Origin of the sequence: Sphingomonas oryzagri, from assembly GCF_029906645.1 — a bacterium.
Lineage (GTDB): Bacteria > Pseudomonadota > Alphaproteobacteria > Sphingomonadales > Sphingomonadaceae > Solisphingomonas > Solisphingomonas oryzagri.
Genome location: NZ_JARYGZ010000001.1, coordinates 2,255,790 through 2,276,866 on the forward strand (window position 1 = coordinate 2,255,790; position 21,077 = coordinate 2,276,866).

The 21,077-nt window shown below is 65.8% G+C and carries 15 protein-coding genes and 1 pseudogene; 8 read left to right on the forward strand and 8 right to left on the reverse strand.

Annotated features, from left to right (window positions below; all coding sequences use genetic code 11):
• The first annotated feature begins 2 nt into the window (after positions 1-2).
• Genes QGN17_RS10925 through QGN17_RS10940 form a run of 4 tightly spaced genes read left to right on the forward strand, consistent with a single transcriptional unit; the run spans position 3 to position 5,907 of the window.
• Complete coding sequence (locus tag QGN17_RS10925; RefSeq protein WP_281044510.1) at positions 3-1,916, forward strand: hypothetical protein; 1,914 nt, start codon at positions 3-5, stop codon at positions 1,914-1,916.
• The gene (locus QGN17_RS10930; protein WP_281044512.1) at positions 1,909-3,009 is read left to right on the forward strand and encodes a hypothetical protein; all 1,101 of its coding nucleotides are present in this window, start codon (positions 1,909-1,911) and stop codon (positions 3,007-3,009) included. Before QGN17_RS10925 ends, QGN17_RS10930 begins: the two co-directional genes overlap by 8 nt.
• Positions 3,006-4,943 carry an HAD family hydrolase gene (locus QGN17_RS10935; RefSeq protein ID WP_281044513.1) on the forward strand — a complete coding sequence of 646 codons (1,938 nt, stop codon included), beginning with the start codon at positions 3,006-3,008 and terminating at the stop codon, positions 4,941-4,943. Before QGN17_RS10930 ends, QGN17_RS10935 begins: the two co-directional genes overlap by 4 nt.
• Positions 4,944-4,968: 25 nt before the next feature.
• Positions 4,969-5,907, forward strand: coding sequence for a PfkB family carbohydrate kinase (locus QGN17_RS10940; RefSeq protein WP_281044514.1), 939 nt, complete (start codon positions 4,969-4,971; stop codon positions 5,905-5,907).
• Between the two features lie 7 nt (positions 5,908-5,914).
• Here the strand turns inward: QGN17_RS10940 and QGN17_RS10945 are convergent, their stop codons facing one another.
• Entirely contained in the window at positions 5,915-6,406 is a 492-nt protein-coding gene (locus QGN17_RS10945; RefSeq protein ID WP_281044515.1) for an NADAR family protein, read from the reverse strand.
• A gap of 46 nt (positions 6,407-6,452) precedes the next feature.
• Between QGN17_RS10945 and QGN17_RS10950 the strand changes: the two genes are divergently transcribed.
• The 4 genes from QGN17_RS10950 (at position 6,453) to QGN17_RS10965 (ending at position 11,391) form a co-directional block, all read left to right on the forward strand.
• Positions 6,453-6,842 carry a helix-turn-helix domain-containing protein gene (locus QGN17_RS10950; RefSeq protein ID WP_281044516.1) on the forward strand — a complete coding sequence of 130 codons (390 nt, stop codon included), beginning with the start codon at positions 6,453-6,455 and terminating at the stop codon, positions 6,840-6,842.
• Between the two features lie 412 nt (positions 6,843-7,254).
• On the forward strand, positions 7,255-7,890 hold the full coding sequence (locus QGN17_RS10955) for an RNA polymerase sigma factor (RefSeq protein WP_281044517.1): 636 nt from the start codon (positions 7,255-7,257) through the stop codon (positions 7,888-7,890).
• Complete coding sequence (locus tag QGN17_RS10960) at positions 7,835-8,794, forward strand: FecR family protein (RefSeq protein ID WP_281044519.1); 960 nt, start codon at positions 7,835-7,837, stop codon at positions 8,792-8,794. The genes QGN17_RS10955 and QGN17_RS10960 overlap by 56 nt, the downstream gene beginning before the upstream one ends.
• Positions 8,795-8,868: 74 nt before the next feature.
• Positions 8,869-11,391 (forward strand): TonB-dependent receptor, encoded by a 2,523-nt coding sequence (locus QGN17_RS10965; protein ID WP_281044520.1) that lies wholly within the window; start codon positions 8,869-8,871, stop codon positions 11,389-11,391.
• Here the strand turns inward: QGN17_RS10965 and QGN17_RS10970 are convergent.
• The 7 genes and pseudogenes from QGN17_RS10970 to QGN17_RS11000 form a co-directional block, all read right to left on the reverse strand.
• Entirely contained in the window at positions 11,378-12,796 is a 1,419-nt protein-coding gene (locus QGN17_RS10970; RefSeq protein WP_281044522.1) for a hypothetical protein, read from the reverse strand. The genes QGN17_RS10965 and QGN17_RS10970 overlap by 14 nt on opposite strands.
• Positions 12,797-12,850: 54 nt before the next feature.
• On the reverse strand, positions 12,851-15,232 hold the full coding sequence (locus tag QGN17_RS10975) for a TonB-dependent receptor (protein WP_281044523.1): 2,382 nt from the start codon (positions 15,230-15,232) through the stop codon (positions 12,851-12,853).
• A gap of 181 nt (positions 15,233-15,413) precedes the next feature.
• A complete protein-coding gene (locus QGN17_RS10980; RefSeq protein ID WP_281044524.1) occupies positions 15,414-16,481 on the reverse strand; it encodes a hypothetical protein in 1,068 nt (355 codons plus the stop codon).
• Between the two features lie 11 nt (positions 16,482-16,492).
• Positions 16,493-17,770, reverse strand: coding sequence for a PepSY-associated TM helix domain-containing protein (locus QGN17_RS10985; protein ID WP_281044525.1), 1,278 nt, complete (start codon positions 17,768-17,770; stop codon positions 16,493-16,495).
• Complete coding sequence (locus QGN17_RS10990; RefSeq protein WP_281044526.1) at positions 17,752-19,470, reverse strand: tannase/feruloyl esterase family alpha/beta hydrolase; 1,719 nt, start codon at positions 19,468-19,470, stop codon at positions 17,752-17,754. The genes QGN17_RS10985 and QGN17_RS10990 overlap by 19 nt, the downstream gene beginning before the upstream one ends.
• 66 nt (positions 19,471-19,536) lie before the next feature.
• Entirely contained in the window at positions 19,537-20,181 is a 645-nt protein-coding gene (locus QGN17_RS10995) for a GlcG/HbpS family heme-binding protein (RefSeq protein WP_281044527.1), read from the reverse strand.
• Positions 20,182-20,725: 544 nt separating this feature from the next.
• Positions 20,726-21,070, reverse strand: a pseudogene (locus QGN17_RS11000) (Fe2+-dependent dioxygenase); the annotation flags it as partial.
• Positions 21,071-21,077: the final 7 nt, after the last annotated feature.

Below are 21,077 nucleotides of genomic sequence, written 5' to 3' on the forward strand. Positions count from 1 at the left end.
TCATGGCCAACCCCTTCCTCCGCCGCGCCACCGAATACGTCCGCGAGGACGAGTCCTTCCTCTCGATCGTCAGTCCGGCGCCGCTCACCACCTTCCTCGCCACCAGCCGGAACAAGGACGACATGTTCGAGGTGCCGGTCCGCATCATCGGCGCACCGGGCAGCGGCAAGACGATGCTCGCCACGCTCGCCGAGTTCCGCATGGTCGAGACGATCCTCAAGGACGAGACCAACCCGACCAACCGCACGCTCGCCGACGCTCTGGCGCTGGCCGGGTTCCTCAAGGACGGGAAGCCGAACGTCGCCGCCGTCCGTGTGCCGATGGAATCGGAATATCGGGACTTCTGGGAGCTGCCCTACGAGCCGATCGTCAAGACAAAGCTCGCCTTCTGGCTGGTGCAGGCCCGCGCGATGCTCGGACTCATCCGCAATCTCACCGCGAACCGAACCCGCGCGATCGACGCGATCGAGTTCGTCCCGCGCGCCAACCACGAGGCACATCTCGAGCAGATTGGCGGCCTGTCCGCGGTCGGCATCCGGGATCGGGCGCTCGCAGTGCAGCGGGCGATCTACAAGGTCGGCGCCGGCCTGAGGGCTCCCAAGCTCGAGAACCTGCCGATCGACGCCACGGCGCCCTACGCGCCCTTCGACGCCATCAGCCGAATCCGCATCGACTGGAACGGCGAGACGATCGAGATGAGCCCGCTCGTCATGCTCGACGACGTCCACGCGCTCCACCACGACCAGCTGGAAGCCATGTTCGGCATGCTCTCCCACCGGGAGATGAAGTTCGGCCGTTGGATGATGATGCGGCTGGACGCCCTCAGCCCGGGAGCGGTCATGCGCTCCCACGGCGACCAGCCGACCCACAACCGCGCGCAGGGCCGCGACTTCGTCGACATCCGCATGCAGGGCGATGACAAGAAGGACACGTCGAAGAAGCAGTTCCGCACCATGGCGCGGGACATGGCGAAGCGGTATCTACCGATGGTCGAAGGGCTCCGGAACCGCGGCGCGACCGACATCGACCGGCTCGTCCCCAGCGAACCTCCGAAACTGAGCGCCGCCCAGCTGAGGGATCTCGAAGGCAAGGTCGCCAAGGACCAGGAGAAGCTCGAGATCGGCCCCAAGCGGCGCAAGGAGATCGAGGACATCGTCGAAGACTTCATCAGGCGTACGAAGTCCTACGACGACGGGCCAGACGTCGCGCTCGCGATGACGCGCATCTTGCTTCATCGCTACGCCGTCCGCATCGCCCGCGCGACGCCCTCGCTTTTCGAGGAGATCGATCCCGACCCCAAGACGCCGCTGAAGGCCGACGCGGACGTCGCGCACGGCGCCCGTGTCCATCTCCATCACGACTACAACCGGCCTCTGCACTACGGGGTCGACGAGGTCTGCGACGCCAGCAACGAGAATGCGGAGGTGTTCCTGCAGTTCGCGGGAGAGCTGGTCGCCAACATCGAGACCAGGGCGATCCGGAACAATCCCCTCGCGCTGCCCGCCAAGGATCAGCAGTCAATCTTGGTGGAGAAGGCCAAGTCGATAATGGACGCGTGGGCCTTCCCGCACGCCCAGCGGGTCCGCCAGATGGTCGACACCATCGGAGCCGACTGCAAGGCGGAATCCCTGCTTCCCAACGCCCCCCTCGGTGCCGGCGCGAATGCGGTCGCCATCCTCGAGGAGGACATGGAGGAGATGTCGCTCGACGACGAGCTCGGCCCAGTCCTGAAATACGCCATCGCGCACGGCGCGATCACGATCGAGCGCAACTATGGGCAGGGTGGCAAGCTCTGGGCGCTGATCGAGCTCACCGGCACGGTCGGGCTGGTCTACGGGCTCACCTTCAACCGGGGCGGTTTCCTCCCGCAGAAGCTCGACTACCTGCGCAAGGCAGCGGGGCTTATCAATGCGTAAGCACTGGGAGAACTGCATTACCAACTTCGACGCGAAGGTCGACGAGTTCGTCGCCGACTACTTCGCGGACGAGACCCGCCACGTCCTGCTCGTCGCCGCGGCCGGGTTCGACCCGCGATCGCGTCGCATCTCGCAGATGCTTGCGGACACGCTCGGATCCCGACTGTCCGCAATCTATGTGCGCGAGGAGCGTCCGGGCGCGTCCGAGACGCTCATCGAGCAGGCGAACGAGAATGAGGCGACCCTGAAGTCGATCGTTCCCGACTCCAAGGTCATCAGCATCGACGTCTTCGCGGAGGACGGGGCGCCGGTGGGCGGCTCCCGCATCGTCTCGCGTCTCGGCGAGCACCCCGTCGCCGACGAGGTCACCGACGTGATCCTCGATTTGAGCGCGCTCTCCATCGGCGTCGGCTTTCCCGCCGCGCGGATGCTGCTCGAGGATTGCGAGGGTGCCGAGAATCGCGCCTTCCATCTCATGATCGTCTCGAATCCCGAGATGGACGACAGGATATCGAGCATCCCGTCGAGCCGAGCGGGATCGGTGAAGGGCTTCTCCCCGCCGATCGAGGACGACGCGCAGGGGCTGGCCCAAGTGTGGATTCCCCAGCTCGCACGCGGACGCGGGCTCGCGCTGACCCAGATCGGCGCGGCGATCCCGTCGCGTTACAAGATCTGCCCCCTCCTCCCCTTCCCGGCCCGAAACCCTCGGCGCGCCGACGACCTCCTCGCCGAATACCGGACGGAGCTCGTCGACGAGTGGGAGGTCGACCCGCGCGACGTGGTCTACGCATCGGAGCGGAATCCGCTGGATTGCTACCGGACGCTGTCGACCCTGAAGACCCGCTTCGACCGGACAATGAAAGGAACCTACGAACCCCGCATGGTCCTGTCTCCCGTGGGGAGCAAGGTGCTCGCGGCCGGCGCCCTCATGGCCGCGATCGAGCATGACATGGCGGTGCAGTATCTCGAGACCGAGAGCTATGTGTTCGATAAAACGCTTATGGGCCCCCACGAAGCACCCGACATGACCGTCCACCTGATCCTGTCCGGCCCGCTCTACGCGAGCTACGAAGAGCCGGCACCGGCGGAATGACGACACCCGTTCTCAGCGCGAAGCTCGACGCCCTCCCCGCCACGCTCGACCTGTTCCAGGAATACGACGCCGGCCCGCTCGCCGTCTCGCTCTCGGACGGCGCCCGTCGCCACGCCCTCTCGATCGGGTCCGGCGGCTCGGCGATCGCCGCCGAATATCTCGCCCGCTGCCGCGACACGCTCGGCCTTGGTCCGACGACCGTGCAGACGCCGATGCAGCTGGTGGCCGAGCATTACGAGCTCTACGACACCGACCTCTGGCTGTTCAGCGCCGGAGGCGACAATCCGGATGCCGCGGCGGCCGCGCAGGCCGCCCTCGACCGCAAGGCGAGGAAAGTCCACCTCGTCACCCGCAACCCGAATGGATCGGCGGCGCGCATCGTCGAAGGCGGAGGCGGCGTCGTCCACTTCGTGCCGGTCGCCGAACCGAAGGACGGCTACCTCGCGACCCATTCGCTCCTGTCGTCGGTCGTCGCGCTGCTCCTCGCCTGCGACGGGGCGTCGCGCGATCCCAGCGGCGCCGCACATCTCCTCGGCGCGCTTTCTGCCCGCCTCACGGAGACGCGGGATCCCGCCCAACGGGCGTTGATCGCCGCCCGTCTTGCGTCGCTGCGGCGGAACGACACCGTCGTCATCGCCGGCGATCCGCTGCTGAAGCCGCTGTCCGTGCTGCTCGACACGTCAATCTGGGAGGCCTCGCTGTGCCACGTCCAGACGACCGACTTCCGCAACCTCGCGCATGGTCGCCACGGCTGGCTCCATCACCGCCAGGACGAGACTCTGGTCCTCGCGCTAACGGGAACCGACACGCGTGCGACCTGGGCGGCGATCGAGAATCTCCTTCCGTCTTCGCTCCGCCGTGACGTGGTCGACCAACGGTCATGCGGCCGGCTCGACAACGCGCTTGCCATGATCGACGGGCTCGGGATCATAGAGGCGATTGGGACAGTTCTCGGGATTGACCCCGGAAAGCCGGGCATCGGTGAGTTCGGCCGGGCGATATACGACGATCGCTCGCTGGCCGATCTCGCCCAGGCGATGCCTCCGCACGTGCGGTACAAGCGGGCGGCCATCGCGAAGTCCGACACCCACGATCCCGCGGACGATCCGCTCCACCTGATCGGACGGGAGCGCTTGCGGGCGCTCGCCGAGGCGGATATCGGCGGCGCCGTCTTCGACTATGATGGGACGATCGTGACGACCGCCGGCCGCTACTCCGCGCCGGGCCAGGAGATCGTCGACCAGCTGATCAGACTGCACCGGGCGGGGCTCAGGATCGGCTTCGCGACGGGCCGTGGTGGTTCGGCAGGGGAGGAATTGAGGAAGGTGCTACCCGCCGACATGCTGCCGTCGATCCCGATCGGCTACTACAACGGCGGGCATCTCCGCACGGTGGACGTCGATGTCGACGAGGATCGTGCGCCAGCCAGCGCGGCAATTACGGATACGGCGCGGTGGCTCGAAGAACGAGCCGATCTCTTCCTCTGTCACAAGGTCAGGCACCGAGAGGTGCAGATCACCGTCGACATGGACAAGCTGCGCCATCCGTACCGCTTCCCCGTCGACCTCGAAGGCTGCCCGCCGTTCGCAGCCGGCCTGGTCCGCGTCATGGGATCGGGCCATAGCTACGACATCGTCCCGGCGGCTTCGAGTAAGCTCTCCGTCGTCAAGGCGATCAAGGCCGAGCTGCCCGTCGGTCTCGAGGTGCTCTGCTTTGGGGACAGCGGCTCCCGTCCGGGCAACGACCACGCCCTCCTCTCCCACCCGCACGGCATCAGCGTCGGCGACGTCTGCGGCGCGGCGAACGGTTGCTGGTCGATGTTCGGTGCAGGCCCGATGGGCCCCGAGGCACTTCTCACCATCCTGCGCGCTCTGTTACCATCGGACGTCGGAAGGATTCGCCTTGATGTCGCATCGCTCGGTCTCGACAGATGACAAAGAACGAGCACATATGGTGAACATGCACGACTCGACCCTCTACCTCGACTATCGCGTCGACGTCGCCGGCACCGGGTTCACTGTGCTCGACCGCGTCTACGCCGACGGTGACCTCTTCGACGAGGCGCTGGGCGGCTCATGCGGGAACGTGCTCGTGTCCCTGGCGATGCTCCATCGCCACGTGGCGCCCGTGCTGGCGCTCGGAGACGACGAGGCGGGCTACAGGCTGGTCGACGAGTTCGTCCAGGCCGGCGCCACCACGCGGTTCATCTCCCGACGCGCCGACCTGCGGTCGCCCGTTCTCGCGCAGGAGCTCAACACCGCGCTGGGCCAGCACGAATTCAGCTTCGTGTGTCCGGAGACGCGCGAGGAGCTACCGCGATACGAGCCGATCGGCCACGCCGAGGTCGCCTCCGCGCTGAACATGCTGTCGCGCTGCTCGATCTTCTACGCCGACCGGCTGTCGGACAGCATCCTCGAGGCGATGAGGACGGCTGGCGCGGCGGGTGCCGTCATCTTCTTCGAACCGTCCGACATCGAGGAGGGCGATCTCTTCGAAGAGGCCCTGCAGCTCGCGACGGTCCTCAAATATTCCGAGGACAGGCTCGGCGACCGACTGGTAGACCGTCTCCACGACTGCGTCCGCATCGTCACCTACGGCGCCGCGGGCCTCGAGGTCCGCGACGGCGGAGAGACCATCTGGTGCGACGCAATCGACGCGCCCGCGGTCCTGGACACGTGCGGCTCGGGCGACATGGTCAGCGTCGGGGTGATCGACTGGATTCTCACCAACGACTTCGGCACGTCGAGCCTCAAGGCTGCGGACCTGCTCGAGGGCATCGTCGCTGGCCAGCGCCTCGCGGCCGAGAACTGTGCCTACGCGGGCGCCCGAGGTCTGTTCAAGAAGCGGGGCGCCAACTTCGTCCGCGAGCTTTTGAACATCCGCTCCGCGACCTACTGACCCCGCGTCACTCCGCCGCCACGAGATAGGTGTCGGCACCCGTGCCGTGATCGCGTAGCTCGGCGCGGAGCTCCATCAGCAGCTCGCCGAGCATGTTGCGGCCGACGCCGTTGACTTCGCCCCATAGGCGATTGACCTCGTTGTCGACGGTCGCCGTCTCTACCAGCCTCGCCTCGCCGGTCCCAAGAAGGAGCGCGAGGAGATCCGGGTGCTGCGTGAACTTCGCCCGCAACACTGCCCGCATGCGGTCGAACTTGGAGGTCGACCAGCCCGGGGCCACGTCCCAGTAGTAAAGACCGTGGGCCGCCATCGCGAGAAGAGCCGGCGACGGCGCCTCCATGAGCCACTTGCGCACCGCCGGCTTGCGGGCCTTGCCCGCCTGATAGGCGTGCTCGCTGGTGGCGAACGCCTCGCCCTCGAACTCGATCTCGCGCCGATAGAGATTGCTGAACGCGCCGAAGGGCTTCTCGCTGGCCCGGTAGAAGCGGATTTCGTACATCGATAGCTCCTTGCAAACTTGCTCGTCATATTACATGCTAATTCGCATGAAGCCGACAAGCAAGCAATTAAGTGAACTCCACAAGCGGATTTCCAGGAAATTCGCGAAAAGCGAGCTCAGCAAAGCCGATCTAGGCAGACTAGCGAATGTCCACCCAAGTCAGGTCGGGCGGATATGCACCGGAGACTTCAAGACAATCAGCAATAATGTCGTGCAGATTTGCAAAATCCTCAAGGTGAGAGTGCCGAAGGTCGCTGAAGATATCGAGATGGATACTGAATGGGCGAAGGCGAATGCGAGCCTGCGTCGAATCTGGGACCACACTCCTGAGGGGGCCGCGATCATCAGGCGCGTCTTGGATGCCATTGCGGATTTGCGCGTCCCTGACGCTGGCGAGACGAACGGCCCCGACGCCCACGTCTCCCCTTTCGTGTGAAGCTAATGCGAGGCCAACATCACAGGTCGAGCACGTTTTCGACGGCGAGCGATCATCCGTAGCAGCGTAGCGGCCGCCATTCCTAACCAATGGCCGATTCTGAGATGATTCCCGACTGATGACCATGTCGCTCGCCCTGCGGCCGAGCATCACTCACGATCAGCCAGTTGGACGGTCATGGGCGTTAGCAGCCTCCCGCTAGCGCCACCGCTGCGTGAAGAATCATGTTTCGCCCCGAGTCTTCCTGACCTTATCAAAGCGACTCGCCGATCTTCCGGCTCACGCAAAAGTATCCCGACTGGAGGATGTCTGGTTCGACGAGACGCAAATCTTATAGCCGGTGCGTCCATTTCAACTCACGGAACATGGGGCAGCGCGCTAGCCTCCGGGCAAAGTGGGGCAGATAGATCCTATGACCGGAGACGACGACGAGCGGCGCCTGTGGTTTCGCAGGCAAGTGCTTCCGCTGGAGCCTGCGCTGAGGGTTCATGCGGCGAGGCTGTGCGCGCGGATCGCCTGCGAGCCGGACGACTTGGTGCACGACGCCTTCGCGAAGCTGATCACCTGCACGACATGGCGCGAGATCGAAAACGTGCACGCCTTCGCGCTGGTGACGCTCCGCAATCTCGCCCTGCAAGTCGCGCGGCGCAGCAAGATCGTGTCGTTTCAGGCGGTCAGCGACCTCGAGGCGTTCGAGATCGCCGACGATGCGCCGTCCGCCGATCAGCAGCTTGCGGCGCGCGACGAGATGGCCCTGCTGCTCCGCCTGATCGACGATCTCCCATCGAAATGCCGTATCGTCTTCAGGATGTGCAAAATAGACGGCCTCTCGCATGCGGAGATAGCGGTTCGCCTAGGCCTGAGCGTCTCAACCGTAGAGAAGCACATCATCAAGGGCTTGCGTCTCTGTTCGGAAGGCTTAGCGAAAGGTGCGGCCGAAGGCGCCGCCCGAGGAAAGAATGGACCGGAACTCAACACCTCCTCGGGACCGGATGCGCAACGAGGCGGCGGCCTGGGTCGTGCGCCTGGCCGGCGCGCCCAGCAATGAAGACCGCGCGCAGTTCGAGGCATGGCGCCAACAGGGAATGGACCATGAGATCGCCTTCGAACGCGAAATGGCGGCCTGGGAACGTCTGGACCGGCTGCGGACCGGGATAAGCCCCGCTCCGTCGCCGGAAGAGGCCTTCGATCCGCCTCCTTTCGAGGAAGCCGCTCCTGTCCGTTCGCGACGGTGGCGCGCGATCGCGGCCGGCATCACTCTGGCGGCCGGCATGGGCGCGGTCCTCACCACGTCCCTGACGAGCGCACCCGCCTATGCGACCGCGATCGGCCAGCGCCGCCTAGTGCGCCTGGATGACGGATCATCGGTGGAGCTCAACACCGACAGCAAGATCCTCGTCCGCTACGGCAGCGACAAGCGCTCGATCGAGCTCGTTCGGGGCGAGGCGCTGTTCCACATCGTCAGCGGCGCCCGCCCTTTCCTGATCCGCGCCAGCGGCACGAAGCTGGATGCGAACCGCGCCGATCTCTCCGTGCGGCTGGACGGCGCCGACGCGACGATCATGGTCAGCGCCGGCACGGTGTTGGCGAGCAATGCGGGTTCCACGCAGGATGGGCGATCGCTGACCGCGCTCGGGCCCAACACCGAGGCGCTGGTGGATGCGGGAAGCCTCGCGATCCATCCCGTCTCGGCAGAGGAGATCGAGCGCTCGCTGGCATGGTTGCGGGGCGGCATTTCGCTCGACGGACGAACGCTCGCGGAGGCGGTGGCCGAGTTCAATCGCTACAATATGCGGCAGCTGGATATCGGCGATGCCACGGCCGGCGCGATCCACGTCGGCGGCTATTTCGAATCCTCGGATGTCGATGGCTTCGTCGCGGCGCTGACCAAGGCGTTCCCGGTGCGGGCGGCGGCCCAGCCCAATGGCGACATCACGCTGTCCAGCACCTGAAGCGTCGGCGGGGCAGCACGATTTTTGAAGGAGCCGGCCGGAGAGCCGGCAACGGGAGGGACAGGAACGAGGTGGTGCCGTACCGCCCGGCGTCGATCGTGACATGCGTTGCCGGCTTCGGCGCGGCAGTCGCGCTATGCCTGCCATCTCCCGCCGAGGCCCAGACATCCCGCCATGCCTTCGACATACCGGGAGGGCCAGCCGGCGCCAGCCTGGAGTTGTTCGCCAAACAGAGCGGGCGCCAGATCCTCTTTCCCACCGATGCGATCGGCGATCGGCGGGCACCGTCGATCATCGGGACTTTCGACGATGCCAGCGTGTTGGAGCGGCTCGTCAGGGCGGCGGGCCTTGCCATCGCCTCCACCGATGGGCCGACGATCATCCTCCAACGCCAGCTTCCTCTTCCGCCACCGCCTCCGCCCCGACCCGCGCGACGCCCAGCGCCCTTGCCGCCATCGCCGCCCACCCCCGTCGCCCAGCGCGACATCATCGTGACCGCGATGAAGCGCAGCCAGTCGGCGCTCAGCGTGCCGGAATCCATCTCGGTGCTCGCGGGCGATCAACTCTCGACCCTGGGCGTCCGCACTCCCGCCGATCTCCAGGATGTCCTGCCGACGCTCGCGACGATGACGGTGGAGCACGGCATCAGCTTCAACATCCGCGGGATCACGACCACCGACATCACCAGCAAGGGCGACCAGGGCGTCGCCTACAATGTCGACGGCATCTTCATCGGCCGCCCCATCGAGCAGGCGATCGCCTTCTTCGACATCCGGCGGATCGAGGTGCTGCGCGGGCCGCAGGGCACGCTCTACGGCAAGAGCGCGACGGGCGGCGCGATCAACGTGATCACGAACGAGCCCGTCGATCGCTGGGAAGGCTACGGGCAGATCGAGGTCGGGAATTTCGCGGCGCGACGCGGCCAGGGAGCGATCAACGTGCCGCTCGCCAGCTGGCTGGCCGTACGCGCGGCGGGGAACTTCAACCTCCACGACGGTTACCTCGCGCCATCCGACGGCGGCGAGCGGAAGAGCAGCGAGGACGATCGCACCGGACGATTGAGCGCCCGTGCCGAGATCGGGCCGAACGTCGTCGCGCGCGTCACGCTGACGTCCGGACATGTCGGCGGAACCGGGACGGGCTATGCCGAGCTCGGCAACTTCATCGGCGGCGGATCCAGCGCCGCGAAACGGACGATCTATCCCAACCCGTTCCCGGCCAGCCTGGACCACCACTTCATCAACGTCGACGGCCAGCTCAACGCCACGCTCGGCCCGCTGCGCCTGACCTATGTGGGCGCGCGCCTGCGGTTCGACGGCGACGAGCAGAGCGCCAACAACAACGACCCCCACGACCCGGACGTCCTCGCCCTGCCGATCGACCCGGCCGTGCAGATTCACGGGCGCTTCGTCACGCGGATCACCAGCGACGAGCATGAGGTCCGGCTGTCCAACGGCGAGCCGGGCCGCTGGGACTATGTGCTCGGCATCAATTATTATCACGAGCGGATCGACGAGAATGATCACAACCTCAACGCGCCGTCAGGCGATCTCGATCCCGCTTTGCAGAGCAATGCGAGCGACATCATCGGCACCACCGCGCACCGTTCCTACGGGCTGTTCGGCCAGACCACCCTCCATCTCTCGACGAAGCTCGGCCTCATCGGCGGCCTGCGCTATTCGCGCGACAGCGTGCGACGGCGCGGGACGTCCGCCTTCGGGCTGTACGATGCTGCCGGAAACCCCTGCTATGGCGTCGCCGACTGCATCGGCAACCCGAGCTCGGGCCACGAGCGCGCCGGCAAGCTCACCTATCGGATCGGGCTCGACTATCAGCTCTCGCCGTCTAACCTGCTCTATGCCTCGATCGCGACGGGGTACAAGGCCGGCGGCTTCAACGATGCCCGCACGCCGGGCGGCAACCCCAGCGCCTACGCGCCGGAGCAGCTGACCGCCTGCGAGCTGGGCTACAAGGGCAGACCCGCAGCCGGTTTGGAGCTCGCTACATCGCTCTATTATTACGATTATTCGAAAGCCCAGATAAACGGCATCGTCCTGGTGAACGGGACGGGTGTGCTGAACACGCGGATCGTGCCGGCGGTGATCTACGGATGGGAGGGCACGGCGAACTGGACGGTGTCGCCCTCGACGCTCGTCAGCCTGTCCGCCTCGATCGGGCAATCGCATTACGTCCGTTTCCAGGCGGGCTACCTCCAGAATATCGACTGGTCGCACCTGCCGCTGGATCGCGTGCCGACCTTCGCGGGGACGGTCAGTGTGGACAGGAATTGGGGCCTCTCGGGCGGCTGGTCGCTGCGCTTCCACGCGCTGAGCAAGATCAGCACGCATTACTTCCTCAGCGACTTCACCTCGGGCCTGCGCTTCAGGCAGGGCGGCTTCACCCGGAGCAGCGCCAGCCTGACGCTCTCCGCACCGGGAAATCGCTGGTATCTCCAGGCCTTCGTCCAGAATATCGAGAACGAGCTGCAGGCCACCAGCCCGCCGCAGAATTACGACCCGACCTATCTGAACGCGAGCTACCTCAACATCAGCGATCCGCGCCTCTACGGGTTGCGCTTAGGCTTCACCTTCGGCTGATCGGAGCCGCCGGAAAGCGGCCGGGCCGGGCCAGCCAGCCGTCGATATAATCGTAGGTGGTCTTCACCGTGTCGCCATAGGCCGAAGCCGGCTTCTCGCAGGTTTTGCATGGCGTATAGAGATGTGTTGCCCCCTCGACGAAGGCGATCGTCTTGTCCTTGCTCGCGGCGTGATCGTAGATCGTCTCGGCGGCGAGACCTTCCCAATGACCGGTCATGCCGATCGTCGCGAGGGGTACGGTGATGCCCTCGACATCGCCCGGCGGGCTGGCATAGGTCGATGTCCAGTCGATGCCGTGGATGGAACTCGCGTCATAGCCGAAGTCCGGCATGGTGCGGATCGCGTAGCTGCTCAGATAGTTTCGCACCGTCGTCTTGAGCGCACCCATCGCCATGGTTCGGGAAGGGTTCTGACGGCCTTCCGCCTTGCGGACCGAATAGATGATCTGGGTGGTGATCGATCCGTCCGGATGGATGAGTGGCCAGGCTTTCCGCGAATGGTGGAGGAGCGACGGGTCTTCCGAGAACAGCCGGTTGCCGATGAAGCTGGCGCCCGCGACGATGAAGGGCTCGTCGTCGGCATAGTCGCCCTTGCCCGCCTCGATCAGCACGAGGCGCTGCTGGGCGAGCGCGACCAACCGGTTGTTGCGCGCACCCTCGGCGGCGAGGAATTTGCGCACGAAGGCCGGGCTGTAGTGCGCCCCTTTCTTCGCATAGCCGTTCGCCGGATCGTACATGTCGAGCGCGGGATCGAGCCTCTGCCCGTTGCTGTCGTCGATCACCGCGGGGTCGACGCTGAGCAGCGTCATCTCCGCCTGGCCCCAATTGGCATCGGCCAGCACCACGCCGTCCGCCTTGGGCAGATCGGCGAGCGTGTCGGGGCATTGGTGGATCTTCTCCGGCCCCTGACAGGCCTTCACGCCGTTCTCGGCGATATCCTGATAGGCCGTCATGATCGTGGCGCCGCCGGAATGACCGAACAGCACCACCTTGTCTACGCCGGGATACCGGCGGAGGTAGGACACGCCCAGCCGCGCCTCCAGCAGCACGCGATCGAAGATGCCGTCGTCGAACGTGCCCGCCTTGCTGGAGCTATTGTTGGCGCACAGCACGCGATAGCCGCGCTTCGACAATTCGGTGCAGGCCGAGAAGGTGAGATAGTCGCCGCTGGCGTGCATGACGAAGAGCGCGATGTGGCTTTTCGGGCCGGGATCGACCGGCTCGTACAGCACGCCCGGCTCGCCGTTCCCGAGCGGCACGTAGCGCGCCTTCACGCCGTCGGGCAATGACTGCCGGGGCGGCGGCGGGTCCTTGGCCGGGCCGAACTGCGCCTGCACGGATGACGACATCGCGAGCGCCGCCCCGCCCGCCAGCGCCAGGGTCAGCAACCGCCTGAACTGGCGCACATCAACTCTCCCACCAGCGACCGCGCCGTACGGGACGGCGCGGCCCTCGTTCGATCAATATTTGACCGTGACGCGCCCGCCGAAGAAGCGCGGGTCGGACGCGCGCACGGTGGCGCTGTTCGTCGCGACGCCGATATTCTGCGGCGGCCCGAGCAGCTGCATCTTGTTCTCGATATTGTGAACGAAGCCCTCGACGCTGAGCTTGCCCGAGGCGGTGGTGTAGCCGACCGTCAGGTCGGTGCGCGTGAAAGACTTCTGCTTATATTGCTGCGGCAACAGCGAGTAGGCGCTGACGTCCTGCCCGAACGGATTGCCGTTTCCGGCGAAATCGCTGACCTTGTATCCGCCATTGTAGGTCGTGTTGACCCGCGCGTTGATCGTGGCGCCGCCCGCCAGGTTGAACTTGTGCTCCCACGATCCGCGCAAAGTGAAGCGCGGCAGCAGATCGAGCTCCTTGCCCTTGAAGTTGACCCGGGCGGCATAGATGAAACCGACGAAGGCATCGCCGCTATAATGGCCGCCTTGCAGCGACCAATCGAGGCCGAGCGTGTCGTTGCGGGTCGGGCGCCAGGTCAGCTCGTTCTCCCAGCCCGACATCTTCACCGGCACGATGGTGGTGTAGATCAGCACCAGCGGCGCACCGCCGCCGACGAGGTTGGGCGTCAGGAAGGTGGCGCCGGTCAGCTGGAACTTCGAGTAATCGTAATAATAGACCGAGGTGTTGTATTGCAGGTTGGGCAGGATCTTGCCCTTGAAGCCGGCCTCGTAAGCGGTGAGGCTCTCCGGGCCATAGGGTGTCGAGCCGCTGCCCGGGTGCGTCGGATCGACGTCGTTGAAGCTGCCCGGCTTGTAGCCGGTCGCGACGCTCGCATAGAGCATGTCGGCCGGCGTGATCTGATATTCGGCGCCGACCCGGTATGTGATCTTGTGGCCCTTGAATTCGCCCGAATTGTTGAGGCCGCCGGTCGTGCAGAGGTTGAGCGGGCCGCACGGCGCACCGTCCGCGCCGAGGAAGGTGCCGCCGCCTGCGAACACGTCCGCCACGCGCGTCGCGTGATCCTGCGAGTAGCGCAGGCCGCCGGTCAGCTTCAGCGTGTCGGTCAGGTGGAAATTGACCTGCCCGAACACGCCCTTGCTGGTATGCTTGGTCGTGCCGATGATGACCGGGTTGGGCGCGTTGCAGCTCGGCGCGAGCGAAGGCGCGCAGGAATAGAGCGTCTGCCAGTTCTGGTCATGCTCCGGAATGTTCTCGTGATAGTAATTGGCCCCGACGACCCACTCGAAGCGACCCGGCGTGCTGTTCGAGAAGCGCACCTCCTGCGAATTGGTCGTGATGTGCGCGACATAATGCGACCAGAGATAATAATCCGCGCTGTGATCGTTGGGGTCGGCCGCAGTGCAGGACGAGCAGAAGCTTCCGGTCGAGTCGAGCTTGTTGTCGTCGGCCTTGAAATCGATATAGGCGCCGTCATAGGCGAAATGGACGGGGCCGAGATCTTGGTTGATCTCGCCGTTGATCACGTGAAAATGATCGTCGAGACTGCCGGCCATCGGGTTGTAATAGACCTGCCGCTCGGCCTTGGCGCTGCCGCTGAGATAATTGTTGTAGAGAACGCCGAAATTGGCGCTGCCGGTCCCACCGATATGACCGAACGTGCCGGTGACGACGATGTTGCCGCTATCGGCATAGTTCCATTTGGCACTCAGGCGCGAGGTCCAGTTGTCCTCGTCGTTGAGTGCCGCCTGCTTGGGCGCGCCATCGGGCCGGCCAAGGACAGGATCAAGATAGCCGTCACGCTTGTTGACGTTCACCGCCGCGCGCACCGCCAGCGTGCTGGTGATCGGCACGTTGACCATCGCGTTGAGACGGCGCGTATTGTAGTTGCCGTATTCGAACGATCCGAGCGCCTCGAATTGGTTCTTGGGCTTGGCGGTGATCACGTTGATCGCGCCGCCGGTGGAGCTCTTGCCGTAGAGCGTGCCCTGCGGACCGCGCAGCACCTCGACACGATCGAGATCGAAGAAAGCGAGGCCGATGATCTGCGGGCGGCCGATCGGTATGCCGTCGACGTTGAAGACGTTGCTCTGCTCACCCTTGCTGGTGACGTCGGTGGTCTGCACGCCGCGGATCGCGATGTTGACGCCTTGCGACGCGCTGCCGACCACCACCGACGGCGCGATGTTGGTCAGGTTGGCGACGCTGGTGACGCCCTCGTCCTGCAGCGTCTTGCCGGAGAAGACGCTGAGCGCGATCGGGGTCTTGGAGGCGGTGCTGGCCGTCTTCTGCGCCGTGACGATGATTTCCTGGCCGCCGCTGTCGGCGGTGGAAGATCCCGTCGATGGCGCCGGATTCGATTGCGCGGTCGCCGCCGTTGCGCCGAGCGCCGCGATCGCGAGGCACGCGGCCGACGACGCCCAGATGTTCCGATGCTTCAAAATCCCCTCCATCTGCTTCTCGTTCTGGAGCGGGCGGCTGGTTCCCGTATCGGAAACTCGCAAACGTCCCGGCCCTCACGGAGATGATGCTTGGGGTGGAAGCGTCCTCCATCGCCGATCGAAGAATTTTGCGCGTAGCCGCAAAAAGGGATGAAATAGTCGCAAAGGAAAACGGGTCAGGTCATCGCGCGGGAGGCGCCGCGTAGACATAGCGCCACGACCAGCTCTGCTCCGCGCCCGGCGCGACGTCGATCGCCACGAACGGCTCGACCGCCACGGCACGGCGGATCGACCAGAATGCGGTGCGGACCAGCGGCACATCCGCCTGCATGGTGATGCTCGCGCCGTTCGCGCCTTCGACCCGGAATCGATCCGCCGACGAGTGCGGATCGCCCGGCAGCGGCGGAAGCTGCACGCGGTCACCGGCCGCGAGCGGGCGCAGGTAGCGCAGATCGGCGCCGTCCAGCGCCGCCAGTCGCGGGTCCGATACCGGCCCCGCCGCCGGATAGGGGAAGTGGACGCGCACGCCCGGGCCGATTTCCGCCCCGTCGAACCGCGCGAAATTGTGGGTGTAGACCTGCGTTTTGATCGGCCGGGTGCCGATGTTGCGCAGCCGGTGCGCGATGATCATCACGCCGCCGGGAAGCAGGCGGATGGTCTTGCGATACTCGTAGCCGTAACCGACGGCGTCGGGCGCGAGCCGCTGCGTGAAGACGATCCGGTCCGATCCCCGCCAAATTCGCCACCGGCCGCCGTCGACGATGTCGTAGGCGGCGAAATGATCGTAGGGCCGATCGTCCGGCTTGCGCAGGCGCCCCACCCCGATCTTGATGAAGGTGCCGCCGGCCGGCGTCGTGTCATAGCCCGGCACCGTCTCCCCGTCCCGGTTGGCGAATTCCTCCGCCGGCCCGGTGGCCGCGTTACGCGGGCCGACGATCACCCCGTCGGGACCGTCGACGAAATCCCTGACGCCGGGATCGACGCCATCCGCCCAGAGCCCGTAGAAATCGGCGGAGCCACGCGTCACGTCGGTGATCATCCCCGACCAGTCGAAGCGGGTGCTCCGGTAGAAGCCCCGCGCCGGATCGGGCAGCGCGATCGTGACGCCGAGGTTTCCCTTGCGGATCGTCACCTTGGGCGCCGCGGCCAGGATCGGCGCCAGGGGCGTGACGGCATCCGACTGGGGCGCCGGGGCGGCGGCGATCAGGAGAGCGGCGGCGATGGCCCGATAGCCCGACCAATGCTTCACGACACCCCTCCTCATTTCCAGAACAGCGCCTTGCGGCCGGAACTGGCGCGCTTTCGCCACATCTGAACGTACATCCACAGCCCCGACACGGAGAGGAACACGAGCGAGAGCCCCGCCAGCAGGTCGAGAAACTCGGCTGGCAAACCAAGCAGCTCGCCGGAATGGAAATGCTTGACCAATTCGTGGACGTGCAGCCCGAACGGGAACGGGCTCGGCGGATAGAGCGGCGAATCCAGCCTCTGCTCGGTACCCGTCGCGACATTGTAGACATGCTGCTGCGTCGGCACGGTCGCGGTGACCACCACCCCTTCCAACTGCCCGAACCAGATACGGGCGCGGACGAGGCGGATGGGCGTCGCGGCCTGGTCCGCCCGGAACAGGTGGAGCGCCGTCGCTATCGCGGTTTGCGCCTGTGCTTCGGTGATCGCCAGGCTCTCGGGCGGCGGCCGATGCCGGTGGAAGGTCGCCCACGAGCTCTCGAACCCGAGCCACGTCCCGCTCGCGGCGACGAGGATCAGCAGGATCGCGGCGACGATCGAGACCGATCGGTGCAGCGATCGCCACATGTCGCTCGTCGTCCAGAACAATTGCGGCTTCTTCAGCTTCCTGCGCTGCCGGAGCAGGCGGAAATACATCACCAGCCCCGTCACGATCAGCACCCAGAGCGCGATGCCGGCCAGCAGCTCGACATAGACGCCGGGCACGTCGCGGGTGCCGAAGAAGCCCGGCCCCCAGAAACGGTGCCATTGCTTGAGCGACTGGCGAAACGAGGCGGGCGGATAGGCGCCGCGCACGTCCATCGCCGCGACCTGCCCGCCCGTCGCTACGTCGAAGGCCGAAGCCGCGAGCGGCGTTCCGAAACGGCGGGGATCGGGCGGAGCATCCGGATCGGGATAGGCCACCTGCCCCACCGCCCTGCCATTCACCATGCGAAGCTCGACGAACGCCGGGATCGTGCCCGGCTTCGCCTTGCGGAAGGCGGCCATGGTCGTATCGACCGCCTTTCCGCTATCCAGGCCGGGCGGCAATGCGGCGGCGCCCCAATCCCCCATCGTCACCGCCGAGTAGAAGCCGTTGCCGAACCGCCCTTCGTTGACCGACTGCATCACCGCGCTGGATTCGGGCTTGCCCGACAGGATCGCGCCGAGATCGAGCAACTGGATCGCGCTCCCCGTCACGCCGACATACAGCATGACCAGGCATGCCACCGCCGACAGCACACGGTGAACCGTGCGGATCTCGATCGGCCGCCGGGCCGGCTTCGCGCGGTTCACTGCGTGGAACGGCACTGGAGTGCGGTCGCGGTCGCGGAGCACCATTTCATGTGCCCGGGCGTGTAGAATTTCGCGCCCGGCCAATCCCACAATGTTGCCGGAGCGGGGCGCGCCGGCCCCTTCACCCAGTTGGCCGCGTCGCGCACGTCCCCCTTGCCGGTGTAGCGCGCGGTGTAGGGGTAGGGGAAAATGGGCCGCGTCAGATCGGACACGGTCCCGTCCTGCGGCCGCCCGTCCGGCCCCTGCGGCACATGGACGCCCGCCAGCGCGCCGGGCGCGACGCCGCGCTCGACCCACGCCATCAGCGGCAACAGCAGATTGCGGATCACCGGCCCGTCGCCGCCACCGCAATGATAGACGCCGGGCAGCAGGTAGAAGCGCGCGAAGCCGTCCACCGCCTTCGGCCCCATCTGCCGCTGCAGCGCCAGATAATAGAGGATGGTCTGCTGTGGCAGGACGTTGGTGTCGCCGAGCGACATGAACAGCATCAGCTTGTGGCCCGCCTTGGCGAAACCGGACAGATCCGGATTGGTGCCGTCATGCAGCGGACTGAGCGCAGTGGTGGCGTCAAAGGTCGCCTGGTCGAAGCGCAGATCGGACAGCCGCCACGTCGCGGGCAGCGCTGGCAGGCTGTAATGCGATCGGATCGCCCGCTCGGTGGCGAGGCGGTCCTCGTCGGGGCCGCCGAAACGCGCGCCGGGGACGACGGTGGCCGTCCATGCGAGTTCCGATCCGGGCATCACGCCGCCCGGCGTCAATCGATGCCCCGCCGCGTCGTGCGCGCCGCGATACAGTTCCTCCGCGACATGCACCTGCGCCGGCGTGAGGCAGGATGCCGGATTCTCGCCCGGCCTGCATTCGATCGCGGCGAGCGCCGGGTGGCAGGAGAAGGGATCGGAGACGATGCCGTCCTTCGCGCCGTCCGCCGCGTCGCACTGGTCGAGCACCGCCTTGTGCAGGATGGGCAGCTTGTCCATCGTCAGGATCGCCGCGCCGTCGGGCCCGGTGTTGGTTCTGACGCCCCAGGCGTGGAACAGGCCGTTGTTCATGGTCGTGTTGAGCGGCGGGCAGCCCGCGCCGATCCCGTCGAAATCGCCGGGGAAGCGCTGCGCCTCGATCATGCCCTCGCGCCCGGGGTTGGAGCAGGCGTTCCAGTAGGAGAAGCGTGGGCCCTGTCCGTAATATCGGGCGATCAGCGCCTTGGCCGCCAGCACCTGGAGATGCATGCCGCGATATCCGGCATTAACGTGCGCCCGATAATCGTTGGCGAAGACATCCTCATTCTGCCGCCGGCCGAGATCCTCCCATGAAACCGTCGCGAACCGCGAGAGATCGATGCCGGGCGCCGCCTGCGCGCCCGGCCCTCCGCCGAAGAGAAGCCGCTGGGTCCATATCCGGGCCGGCAGTCGCAGCTCGAAGCGGGCATAATCATCCACGACGACATGGACGTCGCAATAGGCCGATGGTGCCTGATCATCGGCGATCGTGGCATCGGCCACGACGGTTTTGGCCCCCACCGACCGGGAGACATCCGCCGAACGGAGCGAAGCGCAGTCCACCGCGGCGGGCACCGCCGGCAGCGCCAAGGGTTGCGCGTCCGCCGGTGTCGCGCTCCGCTTCGGTGGCGCGACGTTTGCCGGGACGCTCAGGCCGAGGCAGGCCGCGATGCACAGAAGCTTGCCCAGGCCTCGTCCGAGCCGGATACGATCGATCATGCGAATACCTCAAATGATGTCCGTCGGCGGGCCCTCGAACAGGCCCGAAAAGGATCCTGGAAAAGTTCAGAAGTCGCCCAGATGCGCCTGAATCCGAGCGATCCCATCACGCGCGCATTTCTCCTCGACATGGGCCGAGGCGCCGCTGGTCGCGATCGCGCCGATGATCGTGCCATCCCGCATGATGGGTACGCCGCCGGGAAGCAGCGCCATGTTGGGCTTCACGCGGGACATCAAGGACGGCTGTGTTTCGAGTTTCTGGCGAAACTCGAGGGTCGACATACCGAGCCCGACGACCGCTACCGCCTTGTGCATCGCCATGAACACGCCGTTCGGGCGGGCTCCGGGCGGGGCCAGCGCTGCCCGCAGATTGCCCGCGCCGTCGGTGATCGCGACGGCGACGGTATAACCGTCCGCCGCACAGGATTTCACCGCCGCCTCGGCGGCCTGAGCAGCGAGATCCGCGCCGGGACCTGAAGACCTGATCGCCTGCCCAGTCGCTGGATGCGGATTCCTGCCGGCGGGTGGTCCGAGCGGGACCCGAAGCTGGTCACTTTGCGACAGGTCGAAATAATCCCCCGGAAGCGCCTGCGCACTGCTAGGGATTTCGACGGGATGGTGACCATCCTGCGCCTGCGCGAATGCGATGACCGGCATCGCGACCACGGTTATTGCGAGCATGGCACAAATGCGCATCGGTTCCTCCTTCACGGCAATGTCCCCGCATCGGCAGTGGTTCGCGTGAACCACGGCTTCGCATCTTGCCTTTCCACAAGTCATAGATGCTTGGCCGCCGCCGAACCTCCATCCGGTGTGCTGGTCGGTCGGTCGAATTGCATGTGTGCTTCGATGGTTGCATCCCAAGAAGCACGAGGAGCGCTGCCACGTAGCGGTCTACACAAGCGCAATGGCAGCAATCGGGAAATGTTAAGAAGGCCGTTAATGTCTGGCATTGGGGCGAGCGGACCGGCCTGAGCCGGCCCGAGCCGTTCGTCATTTCGCGATGAAATCGAACAGATCGGAGTTGATGACATCCTCATGGGTCTCGGGCATGCCGTGCGGAAAGCGGGCCGGTAGAACGAGAGTGTGCCCTTTGCGCAGCCTCTCGGTGGCCCATCCGATTTCCCGACTTCTTCACCTGAGTAAAACGCTAACCTTGGGGGGGGGGGGGGATTGTAAATCGAAAGGCCGCTATTGAGCGACATCTACTAGGTGATCGCGACCAGTTCACAGTATCCGAGGCCTCGCCAGAGGCTCAGACGTCGGCCCAGCGTCTCATGAGATTGTGATAGATGCCTGTCAGCCGAATGATCCTAGGGGCCCCCTGCCCCTTCTCCGCTGCCAAGTCCTGGATCGTACAATCGAGATCGAAAAGCGTCCGCCGCGCTTCAGTCTCCCGAATCATACTCTGAATCCAGAAGAAGGACGCGAGCCTAACGCCGGACGTCACCGGCGTGACGTGGTGGAGGCTCGAAGCCGGATAGAGGATCAAGTCACCCGCGGCCAGCTTGGCCCGCTCGACGCCAAAATGCCCCTCAACGACGAGCTCTCCTCCATCGTAGCTTTCCGGATCTGACAGGAAGAGGGTCGCGGAAAGATCGCCGGCA